This window comes from Shewanella sp. Isolate13, assembly GCF_022398325.1.
Lineage (GTDB): Bacteria > Pseudomonadota > Gammaproteobacteria > Enterobacterales > Shewanellaceae > Shewanella.
The window spans coordinates 51571-63260 of the sequence record NZ_JAKEVD010000015.1 but is presented as its reverse complement, the minus strand read 5'-3'; the positions used below and the strand labels follow the sequence as shown (position 1 = coordinate 63260).

Here is an 11690-nt window from a genome sequence, read left to right as displayed (position 1 = left end):
TCTTTATATTGGGTAGACGAAGACAAATAATGAATCTTACAGAGTAAAACAAGGGCCAGCAGCAAACAAGTTAAACTGCTAACCCTAGGGGTAGATGTATTACTTTTCAAACAGCGGAAAACACTAAAGACTATAAATTTATTCCATTGCTTCTCGTACAGGCCTAAAACTCTTACGATGTTCAGGCAACACGCCATGCTGAGCTAACGCTTCAAAATGCGCCTTGGTCGGGTAACCCTTATGCTTTTCAAAACCATACTCTGGATATTGCGCGGCAAGGGCGTCCATCTCTCTATCACGGACAACTTTTGCGATAATTGATGCCGCACTGATGGCATCGATAAGCCCATCGCCTTTAACGATTGCATGGCTCTCAACGCCAAAGTCCGGTGTACGATTACCATCGACTAATACGCTGCTAGGTTTAATGCTCAGTCCTGCAACTGCGCGCTGCATGGCAAGCATAGTCGCATGTAAAATATTGAGCTCATCGATCTCTGCAGGTGTTGCCGAGCCGACACTGACACTCAGCGCCTTTTGCTGGATCTGTTCAAACAATAACTCACGCTTCTTCTCAGATAGTTTCTTAGAGTCGTTCAAGCCTTCAATAGGATTGTTCGGGTCTAAAATGACCGCAGCTGTCACGACGTTACCGATTAACGGACCACGACCAACCTCGTCAACACCAGCGTAATGTCCGACACAAATTTGAGCCACCTGCTCTGGTGTAATACCTTTAATCACCGCCATTAAACTTTATCCTCTACTAGCTTAATCACTGCATCTGCCGCGCGCGCACTGGCGTCACAACGTAGGGTCTTATGCATCTGCATAAAGCGCTCATACATAGGGTTAAAATCGCTATCGAGCTGCACACTTACCGCTTTGGCAATTTTTTCAGGCGTACAGTCAGCCTGAATAAGCTCTTCGACAATATCATCATCTGCGAGTAGATTCGGCAAGGAGTAGCGCTTAGTGAGCATCATACCTTTAGCGATGCGGTAAGTAATTGGACTAACGCGATAAGCCACCACCATAGGACGCTTAACGAGCATCGCCTCTAATGTCGCCGTGCCCGATGCTAACAAGATGCAATCGGCAGCCGCCATCACTTCGCGAGATTGCCCTTCGACCAAATGAATTTCCAAGTTCGGCGCATGTTCACGTAACGCCTGCTCAAATTGCTCACGACGTTTCTGGTTTACCAGTGGCGTGACAAACTTAATATCTGGGTAACGCTGCTTGATAAGACTCGCCGCTTTAACAAATGGCTCAGCTAACATCTTAAGTTCACCACCACGAGACCCCGGGAGTATCGCTAAATATTCGGCGTCCTTGTCTAGACCGAGTAGCTCTCTGGCAACAGTTTTAGGGCTATCCAATGGAATATCATCGGCAAGCGTATGGCCGACAAAGGTACAAGGCACTTGGTATTCATCGTAAAACGCCTTTTCAAAAGGTAGCAGCGACAACACCATGTCGGTTGCTTTAGCAATTTTGAAAATACGCTTTGGTCGCCATGCCCACACCGATGGGCTCACGTAATGTACGGTTTTAATGCCACGGTTCTTAAGTTTTAACTCTAGGCCGATATTAAAGTCTGGGGCATCGATACCAATAAAACAGTCTGGGTTTATCTTAACCAACTCCTCGATTAGTGTTGCGCGCACTTTTAGCAATCTAGGAAGGCGGGACAAGACCTCGACTATCCCCATCACTGCCAACTCTTCATAAGAGAAGATAGACTCAAAACCAAGGGCTTCCATGCGAGGCCCCCCTATACCGACAAATTTGGCGTCTGGATATCGGGTCTGCAGCGCTTTTATTAAGCCTGCACCCAAGATGTCACCCGAGATCTCTCCGGCAACCATTGCAAATACACGAGGATTGTTTGAACTCATAGAATGGCGTCTGTCATTGATGATGAGGTGGAAACAAAGAACCCGCTTTTACACGGGTTCTATGGCTTGACTAGCGAATGATGCCTCGCTGCGAGGAAGCGACAAAGTCTATTAAGGACTTAACCTGCTCATCATCCACTGCAGCCTCTTTTAGCTGCTCTACGGCCTCAGCAACAGTCAAGCTGCTGCGGTATAAGGTCTTATAGGCTCGACGGACCGAAAGTTGCGACTCTTTAGAGAAGCCACGGCGTTTCATACCTTCGATATTTAAGCCTCTAGGTATGGCTGGTTGACCCGATGCCATCACAAAAGGTGGTACATCGTTAAGGATCAATGAGCTGCCCGCTGTAAATGCGTGCGCGCCGATATGAACGAACTGGTGAACGCCTGTCATACCACCTAAGATAGCCCAGTCGCCAACATGTACATGGCCCGCAATCGAAGCATTGTTGGCCATAATCACGTTGCTACCAACCACACAGTCATGAGCAATATGCACATAAGCCATGAACAGGTTATTTGAGCCAATACGTGTTTCCCAGTTATCCTGAGTCGTACCACGGTGAATCGTCACCGATTCACGGATCACGTTGTTGTCACCAATAATCAAGCGAGTCGCTTCACCGGCATACTTTTTATCTTGGCAATCTTCACCCACAGAGGCGAACTGGTAGAACTTATTACCTTTACCAATAACGGTTGGACCTTTCACAACAACGTGTGAGCTGAACCAACAATCATCACCAATTTCGACATCGGCGCCAATATAGGTCCAAGGACCGATAGTGACATTGTTACCAATCTTGGCATCTGGGTGGATGTAAGCTAATTTATCAATCACTTAGAAATCTCTCTACGTGCACACATAATCTCGGCTGAACAAACAACCTCGCCATCCACTTTGGCAACACCAGTAAATACGCCAATCCCACGGCGCTCTTTAATCATTTTCACTTCAAAATGAAGTTGGTCGCCCGGCTCAACGACACGCTTAAAACGCGCATTATCGATACCAGCAAAATAGTATAACGCGTCATTAGAAGGCTCTTCACTCATGGTTTTAAAAGCCAACAAGCCAGTTGCCTGCGCCATCGCTTCTAAAATCAATACACCTGGCATCACTGGTTGAACCGGGAAGTGCCCCTGGAAAAATGGCTCATTGATAGTGACATTCTTAATAGCATGTAGAGTCTCACCAGGAGTAAAGTCTAGCACTCTATCGATCAATAAAAATGGATATCGATGAGGTAAAAATTTTAGGATCTCTTTGATATCCATTGTATTCAATTGATTTGACACGAAATTTTCCTTTATCTGCTCTAAGCAGTAATTCAATTACTTTACGTTATTTTCAAGTGTCTTCACACGTTGGAATAGCGTATCTAACTGTCTAAAACGAACGGTATTCTTGCGCCAAAGCTTATTGTCCATCGCAACAGTTGCAGATGAATAAACCCCTGGCTCTCTAATCACGCTAGTGATGTTGGTACTACCGGTAATATGCACGCCATCAGTAATACTTAAGTGGCCTGAAATCGCACAGTTACCACCAATAATACAGTGTTTACCAATAGTGACACTGCCAGCGACAACTGTTGAGCCGGCGATAGCCGTATTAGCACCGATAATATCGTTATGGGCAATCTGTACTTGGTTATCGATAATGACACCATCGTGAATTTCGGTATGGTCGATAGCACCACGATCTACAGTAGTGTTTGCACCAATCTCAACACGGTCACCGATGCGAACGCCGCCAGTTTGTGGAATTTTAACCCACTGCCCACGCTCATTAGCATAACCAAAGCCATCTGAACCTAAAACTGCACCAGAGTGAATGATACAGTCTTGGCCTAAATGCACATTGTGGTAAACGGTAACATTAGCCCATAGCAGGGTGTTTGAACCAATAACGCTGTCTTGGCCAACGACACTACCCGCACCAATCTGAACATTGTTGCCTAGGATAACATTTTCACCAATGACCGCATTTGCACCAATAGCCACACCCTCGCCTAACATAGCAGAAGCCGCTATCTGTGCAGACGGGTGGATGCTATCGGCAGCCTTTGGTGTGGTATCGAGAAATTGTGCGATGCGAGCAAAACCAACATAGGGATCGTTAAGTACGATCGCGTTGCCAGCAAAACCTTCTGCATCGGCAGGCGTCATCAAGATCGCCGACGCAGCTGTGGTTTGCAGCTGCGAGCGATATTTAGAATTTGCCAAGAAAGAGATTTGACCTGGACCTGCACCGTCCAAGGTGCCTACAGTTGAAACTTCAACTGAGTCATCACCTTGAACATCTGCATTTAAATGGTCAGCCAATACTCTTAAAGTATAGCTTTTCATCTATTTAATTGCCTTTACCTAAAGCTTCAACCACTTTGTTACTGATGTCAGCGCTTGGCTTAACATAGATAACGGCGCCACGTTGAAGCACCATGTCATATTGCTCTTTTTCAGCAATAGAGTTAATTGTCTTTTGAACTTGTAGAAGCAGTTTGTTCTGCTCTTCACCGTTACGGCGACGCATATCTTCATCTAAAGCCTTGCCTTTCAATTGTAGCTCAGCTTTCATTGATTCCATCTTGCGCACCATTTCGGTCTTCTGAGACTCGCTCATTAGCGCAGCATCACGCTGCTGCTTTTCTAGCAGACCACGTAGCTCTTCCTGCATCTTCTGAACTTCTGCAACGCGGTCACCGAACTCAGCCTTAAGTGTTTCGTTCACTTGCTCGCGCTGTGGTAACTGCTCGAATACTGCTTGCATATCAACTACTGCAATCTTCTCAGCGTGCGCCGCAAGTGGGGCCCCCATAAGAACCATAACCATCACTGCGCGATTCAACATCTTATTCAAAACAAACTCCTTTACTCAGCAAAACTTGCCGATGTTTTTCAAATTGATTTTAGAAAGTTTTACCAATATTAAACGAGAAGATCTCTGTTTCATCATCCTCGTATTCCTTGATTGGCCATGCAAGGCTAAAGACCATAGGTCCCATCGGTGATAACCACTGCACGCTCATGCCCCATGAGGCACGAATACGGCTCGGATCGCTATAATCTTGCAGTTTATCAAACTCTTCAACTGGAAGATAACGATATGAATCGTAGTCAAACTCAGTGTCCCATACGTTACCCGCATCCACAAAGAAGCTAGTACGTACAGAATTTGTATAGGCCTCATCCAAGAATGGGGTTGGCACGATTAACTCTAAGCTTGCCGTTGCAATGGCATTACCACCAATTGAGCGACCTGAGCTAACCTGGATCTGGTTAGGATCGCCCGGCAGACTACAACCTTCACCCGATGGATCAGGTGAGCATGGCTCACTACCACGATACAAGTAGAATGAACGTGGGCCCACAGAGTTAGACTTAAAGCCACGTAGTGAGCTACTACCACCTGAATAGTAGTTTTCCCAGAACGGTAAAATTTGGTCGTTATCATTAAATTTACCATAACCGTTACCGTAACCTAAACGTCCACGAGCTAGCATAACAAAGCTGTGGCTACGGTTAAGCGGGAAGTAAAAGTTGGTATCGAAATCCGCTTTGAAGTACTGCAGATCTGATCCAGGTACCGTCATTTTACCGTTTAAACGTTGCGATGAACCATCCGATGGGAAGGTTCCGCGGTTCAAGTTACTACGGGACCAACCTAGGCTCAGTTCGAAGTTATCGAAACTTAAGCCGGCATTTGGATCGTCACTGTCACGATAGATATCGTAAAAACGAATCGCCTGCTCATAGGCTGAAATTTCAGAAATTTCGTTATGGCGATAGCCGATACCGCCGTTAATACGGTTATATTCGTTAATCGGGAAGCCAGAGTTCAGCGAGATACCATAAGAACTGTTCTTATAGGCTTCCAAGTTTGCCTCGTCCGCATCAAACTCACTCCAATAGATACTACCACCAAGGCTCACGCCATCTTTAGTGAAGTAAGGATCGGTATAGTTAATATTGACGTTCTTCGAGTACTTGTTGGTGTTTAAGTTAACACCCGCTTGGTTACCCGTACCGAGGAAGTTACTCTGCTGCACACCAAACTGTAAGCTAAGACCCGATTCAGTACCGTAACCCACACCGGCGTTAAATGATCCCGATGGCTGCTCTTTAACGTTAAATGCCACATCGACCAGATCATCGGTGCCAGGCACCTGTACCGTTTCAGTATCTACGGTTTCGAAGTAGCCAAGACGGTTAAGGTTAGATTTTGACAGCTCGACTTGCGCCGAGTTAAGCCATGCACCTTCCATCTGACGTAACTGACGACGCATCACCTCGTCTTTAGTGACGGTGTTGCCACTGAAGCTAATATTGCGTACATAAACGCGCTTACCCGGATTGATGTTGATATTAAGATTAACTTCTTTAGTCTCATCATCGATTTCTGGGTAGGTCTTAACTTCTGGATAAGCGTAACCGAATCGACCAAGGTACTTACCGTACATCTCTTCGGTAAAGGTCACATCGCCGCCGTTATACATATCACCAGACTTTAATGGCAAGATGGCTTCTAACACCTCTTCCTTACCCATTAAGTCGCCCGTTAAGTTAACGTCTTTAACTTTATACTGCTCACCTTCATCGACGTTGATGGTGATATAAAGCCCTTTACGATCAGGGGTCATCGCCACCTGAGTAGAGGTCACATCAAAACGAATATAGCCACGGTTTTGATAGTAGGTCTTGATGGTTTCTAAGTCTGCTTGCAGCTTTTGCTTCTGATAGCGACGCTCACCAAATAGATCCCACCAAGCCACATAATCTTTAAGCTCTAGCATACCGATCAGCTCAGCATCGCTAAACTCGGTGTTACCCACGATATTAATCTGGCGAATTTCAGCTGCGAGGCCTTCGGTAAAGGTAAACTTAAGCTCAACTCGGTTACGAGGTAAGTTGATAATTTCGGCTTTTACTTTAGCGCCGTATTTACCTACACCGTAGTAAAAGTCCTGTAAGCCTTTTTCAATACCAGAGAGCATGGTACGGTCCAGTGACTCACCGACTTTAACGCCGGAGCCATCAAGACTTTCCTGCAACTGCTCATCTTTAATGTCTTTGTTACCTTCGAAGGTCACTGAGCTAATGGTTGGACGCTCGGTAACTTTAACCACGAGCACATTACCGTCTCGCAGCACTTCAATTTTTTCGAAGTTAGTTGATGCGTACAAGCTCTTAATCGCTTGCTGCAATTTTAATTGATCAACAGTATCCCCTACCTTCACAGGTAAGTTAAGCAAAGCCGCACCGAGTGCAACCCGCTGTAAACCTTCAACTTGGATATCAGCTACTTCAAAAGGTTGGAATGTCTCTGCCCAACCGTTCCCTGAAAAAGACGCTCCGACTAATAACATCGAGGCAAAAAGTTTATTCAATCTCATAGAGCACTTCTAATTATTTGTCTGTCCTTGCTCAGAGTCGGGAAAAGTCATTGAAAAGCGCGACACTCATCAACATCAGCAGCAATGCTGCCCCAATTCTGAATCCAATTTCCTGTACCTTCTCCGGTACAGGCCTGCCTGTAATTACCTCAACGAAGTAATACAAAAGGTGTCCCCCATCTAACACTGGCAAAGGCAATAAGTTAATAATGCCTAAGTTCACGCTTATCAATGCAAGAAAACCTAAAAAATATACCAGCCCAACGTCAGCGCTATTTCCCGCACCTTGTGCGATAGAAATAGGACCACTCAAGTTTTTAACTGAAACGTCACCGGTAAGTAACTTGCCAATCATCTTAATGCTGACAGAGACAAGTTGCCATGTTTTATCTACTGCAACAGGAAAAGACTCTAAGAATCCATATTCCAATTGCACTTTCATATTCTCAGGCCAAGGCTCTGAGGTTGGCGCGACACCAATAACCCCCTCAAGTTTACCTTCGGTATTCTCACGAGACTTTGGCGTGACCTTAATCGCTAACTGCTCACCATCACGACGCACAGTAATGGTAACCGTCTTATTGGCTGAACCCTGGATGATCTCCACAAAGCGTGGCCAATCTTTATAAGTTTCGCCATCAATGGCGACTAAGGTATCACCCACCTTAATACCAGCGAGTCCAGCAGCGCCATCGTCACTGACTAAGGCTAGCGTAGGCAGAATAGCTGGACGATACATACCAAGACCAATTGCAGTGATCGGCAACTGCTTCTCAGGATCAAATTTCCAATCTTGGGTATTTAGCGAGTAGGTCTGCTCATCACCCGATGAGCCTTCTAGGCGAGACAGTGGCGCAAGCGTAATATCGACCTTGCTATCTCCGATGTGACCTGCTAAGGCAAGGTTAACTTCTTCCCAGTCTCTAACCTTTTGGCTGCCTACAGCCATCACTTGCATCGGCTCTTTAACAACGATTTGCGCAGCAGGCGTGCCAGCGAGAGTTGAATCAATAACAGGTTTTATGGCTGGAACACCAATAAGATACATGGCGTAGAGTGCAACAATCGCAAACAGGAAGTTTGCAATGGGACCTGCGCTAACAATCGCAATCCGCTGCCAAACCGACTTGCGGTTGAAGGCTTGCTCTTTTAACTCTTCAGGGACCTCATCAACACGCTCATCGAGCATCTTAACGTAACCACCCAGTGGAATAGCGGCAACCACGTATTCGGTGCCGTCTTGCCCAATTTTACGCCAAATGGCTTTACCAAAGCCGATAGAGAATCGCTCGACCTTTACCCCACAGCGGCGAGCCACCCAAAAGTGTCCATATTCATGGGCAGCAATTAAAATCCCTAAAGCAACAATAAAGGAACCTAAGTTCCATAAAAAGTCTATCATCCCTTTCCTCTGAACTAATTGAGCTTGCTAATGGCTTCTAATGTATATCGACGGCTCTGCGTATCTAACGCCAAGATATCATCAATATTGTTTAATGGATGCGTTGCCGTATTCATTAAGCTCTGTTCGTTTATTCTTGCAATATCGGTAAAGCGAATCTTACCGTCTAAAAATGCCTGTACTGAAATTTCGTTAGCAGCATTTAATACCGTAGTCGCTTCCTGTCCTTGTTTACAGGCTTCAATTGCCAATGCTAAACAGGGGAATCGATTAAAATCAGGTTCTAAGAAGCTTAACTGTCCGACTTTGAAAAAGTCCAAAGGTTCAACTCCAGAGCTAATTCTCTCGGGAAAAGACATACAATGAGCAATTGGTGTACGCATATCGGGGTTCCCCAGCTGCGCTAATACCGAGCCATCTCGATACTGTACCATGGAGTGAATCACACTTTGCGGGTGAATAACGACCTTTAATTGCTCGGAGCTTGCGTTAAATAACCAACGCGCCTCGATATACTCGAGGCCCTTATTCATCATAGTCGCAGAATCGACGGAGATCTTGCGGCCCATTGACCAGTTAGGGTGTTTACAAGCCTGCTCAGGTGTCATACTCGATAGCGATGATAGCTCTGACGTTAAGAAGGGTCCGCCTGAGCCAGTAAGCAAAATATGAGATACACCGGCTCCAGCTAAGTCGCAGCGACCAATCTCAAGTTGTGAACGCTCTGACAAACACTGAAAAATAGCATTGTGTTCACTATCAACCGGTAATACTTGCGCACCAGATTCTTGCATCGCTTCGATAAACAGCTTACCCGACATCACCAAAGATTCTTTATTGGCCAGTAAGACACGCTTACCCGCTTTAACGGCGGCCAATGTCGAAGGTAAACCTGCGGCACCAACAATCGCCGCCATAACGGTGTCAACTTGGCTGCTGCTCACCAGAGACAAGAGTTCATCTTCACCGGTTGTTACTTGGATATTTAAATGACTTGGCAACTGCTGCTTAAGCTCAAAAGCCGCTTTAGCATCCACCATATGGGCAATCTTAGGCTGATGCGTAGTACAGATCTCTAGCATCTTGCTGACATTAGTATTTGCCACCAATGCAAATACCTTGTATTGCTGTGAATTACACGCCACCACACTCAAAGTGCTGGATCCAATGGAGCCTGTCGCACCTAAAATCACCAGGTTTTGCATTTAGTTACATCCAAAAGGCTATATAGATTAATGTGAATACTGGTAGAGCCGCAGTTAAGCTATCGATTCTATCTAATACGCCGCCGTGACCTGGAAGAATAGTGCCAGAATCCTTAATTTTTGCGACGCGCTTAAACATACTCTCAGATAGATCACCAACCGCCGAGGCTAAGGCGATAAACAGTGTCACACCTATGACCAATCCAAGCTCTTGCTCAGGTGAGAAATACATCACGCCAGCAACCACTATCATGGTGGTTAATAAGCCACCGAGAAGACCTTCGATAGTTTTTGCAGGACTCACATTTGGCATTAACTTACGCTTGCCAAATCGTTTACCGACAAAATAAGCGCCTGAATCTGTCGCCCAGACGACGAGCATCACGAGCAGGACTAAGATGCCACCATAATAAGGTGAAGCTTGGGTACTCAATGCCTTAAGCGAAACGAGCGAAACGAAGCATGGGATCAGCGTCAACTGGCCAAACATAGATTTGAGCATATGACTCTTCTCCCAAAAGCGCGCACTTTTAGGGAAAGATAACACCATGATAAAGGAGATAAACCACCAGAAACCACCGATGAGTATGACGCCTAAAAATATCGGATGCATCATGCCACGTAGCCAAATTTCATCGGTTGGCACCAAGATATTCAGTGCAGCTAATAAAACACCAATGGTCACAGTAAAGCTCCATTGGGTCATTTCACAACGGCTATCGATAATTCGCCCCCATTCCTTAGCGGCGATCAAAAATACTCCCACTAGTGCCCAAGAAAAATACTCAGTCGGTAAACCGAAAATGGCACCAAAAACTAAGGGGATTAACCATATTGCTGTTATTATTCGTTGTTTTAGCAAAAAACTTCCCTCATTAATTATTACAAAGAGCGGATGGTATCGATTTGAGTTCCTGTCAAACCGAATCGACGCTGGCGATTAGCAAAAATAGCAATCGCATCTTTAAACGCATCCTCATCAAAATCCGGCCACAAGGTGTCAGTAAAGACTAACTCTGCATAAGCGGCTTGCCACAGGACAAAGTTACTTATGCGGTAATCACCACCGGTACGGATCATTAAATCAACTTCGGCTTGATTTTGCATGCACAAATGCTCACTTAGGGCCTCTTCGGTAAACTGAGTGCTGCTCATTTCACCAGATTCAACCTTAGCTGCCAATTTTTGTGCCGCCTGCAAAATGTCCCAGCGTCCACCATAGTTCGCTGCCACATTAAGCACTAAATCTTTATTGTCAGCAGTTTTCTCTTCTGCCGCTGCAATTTGCTTTTGCAAACGCGGAGAAAATCGACTGATATCACCGATAATATTGAGGCGAACCCCATTGTTGTGCAGCAACTTCAGCTCACGTTGCAACACGGTAAAAAATAGTTCCATTAACAAGCTGACTTCTTTGTCAGGTCTGCGCCAGTTTTCACTTGAAAACGCAAACAATGTTAATGATTCGACCCCTAAACTACGGGCCGTACTGACAGCTCGTCTAACGGCCTTGACACCAGCTTTATGGCCGACAACTCGAGGCTTTCCCTGAGCCTGTGCCCAGCGCCCATTGCCATCCATAATGATAGCAACATGCTTGGGGATCGACTGCTTTACCAAGGCGGATATTTCGCTCGGTAAGGTCTCTGTCACTTCAGTGCCAGACTGGGAATCGATTGACATCTATTACAACCCTTAAAAATAGACAAACGCCGTGTAGTATACCTCTACACGGCGTCTGAACTCTAGGGCATGTTGGCCATTCAAGTTTAATTTTTGTTCAAGC

At 45.6% G+C, this 11690-nt stretch carries 11 protein-coding genes; all 11 read right to left on the bottom strand.

The window, feature by feature from the left end; translation table 11 throughout:
- Window positions 1–138: 138 nt before the first annotated feature.
- The 11 genes from rnhB to uppS all read right to left on the bottom strand — a co-directional run bounded on the left by rnhB (window position 139) and on the right by uppS (window position 11587).
- Window positions 139–750 (bottom strand): ribonuclease HII, encoded by a 612-nt coding sequence (gene rnhB, locus L1D44_RS11465; protein ID WP_239890741.1) that lies wholly within the window; start codon window positions 748–750, stop codon window positions 139–141.
- Window positions 750–1901 carry a lipid-A-disaccharide synthase gene (lpxB, locus tag L1D44_RS11460; protein WP_239890739.1) on the bottom strand — a complete coding sequence of 384 codons (1152 nt, stop codon included), beginning with the start codon at window positions 1899–1901 and terminating at the stop codon, window positions 750–752. The genes rnhB and lpxB overlap by 1 nt, the downstream gene beginning before the upstream one ends.
- Before the next feature lie 70 nt (window positions 1902–1971).
- Window positions 1972–2742 (bottom strand): acyl-ACP--UDP-N-acetylglucosamine O-acyltransferase, encoded by a 771-nt coding sequence (gene lpxA, locus L1D44_RS11455; protein ID WP_220767313.1) that lies wholly within the window; start codon window positions 2740–2742, stop codon window positions 1972–1974.
- Window positions 2739–3200 carry a 3-hydroxyacyl-ACP dehydratase FabZ gene (fabZ, locus tag L1D44_RS11450; RefSeq protein WP_220767314.1) on the bottom strand — a complete coding sequence of 154 codons (462 nt, stop codon included), beginning with the start codon at window positions 3198–3200 and terminating at the stop codon, window positions 2739–2741. The genes lpxA and fabZ overlap by 4 nt, the downstream gene beginning before the upstream one ends.
- Before the next feature lie 36 nt (window positions 3201–3236).
- Window positions 3237–4253, bottom strand: coding sequence for a UDP-3-O-(3-hydroxymyristoyl)glucosamine N-acyltransferase (gene lpxD, locus L1D44_RS11445; RefSeq protein WP_239890737.1), 1017 nt, complete (start codon window positions 4251–4253; stop codon window positions 3237–3239).
- Between the two features lie 4 nt (window positions 4254–4257).
- Entirely contained in the window at window positions 4258–4755 is a 498-nt protein-coding gene (locus L1D44_RS11440; protein ID WP_220767360.1) for an OmpH family outer membrane protein, read from the bottom strand.
- A gap of 58 nt (window positions 4756–4813) precedes the next feature.
- Window positions 4814–7297 (bottom strand): outer membrane protein assembly factor BamA, encoded by a 2484-nt coding sequence (gene bamA, locus L1D44_RS11435; protein ID WP_239890735.1) that lies wholly within the window; start codon window positions 7295–7297, stop codon window positions 4814–4816.
- Window positions 7298–7328: 31 nt separating this feature from the next.
- A complete protein-coding gene (rseP, locus tag L1D44_RS11430) occupies window positions 7329–8699 on the bottom strand; it encodes a sigma E protease regulator RseP (RefSeq protein ID WP_239890733.1) in 1371 nt (456 codons plus the stop codon).
- Window positions 8700–8713: 14 nt separating this feature from the next.
- Window positions 8714–9904, bottom strand: a complete 1191-nt coding sequence (gene ispC, locus L1D44_RS11425; RefSeq protein ID WP_239890731.1) for a 1-deoxy-D-xylulose-5-phosphate reductoisomerase — start codon at window positions 9902–9904, stop codon at window positions 8714–8716.
- A 4-nt stretch (window positions 9905–9908) separates the two neighbouring features.
- Window positions 9909–10766 (bottom strand): phosphatidate cytidylyltransferase, encoded by an 858-nt coding sequence (locus tag L1D44_RS11420; RefSeq protein ID WP_239890730.1) that lies wholly within the window; start codon window positions 10764–10766, stop codon window positions 9909–9911.
- A gap of 20 nt (window positions 10767–10786) precedes the next feature.
- Window positions 10787–11587 (bottom strand): polyprenyl diphosphate synthase, encoded by an 801-nt coding sequence (gene uppS, locus L1D44_RS11415; RefSeq protein WP_220767320.1) that lies wholly within the window; start codon window positions 11585–11587, stop codon window positions 10787–10789.
- Window positions 11588–11690 lie beyond the last annotated feature (103 nt).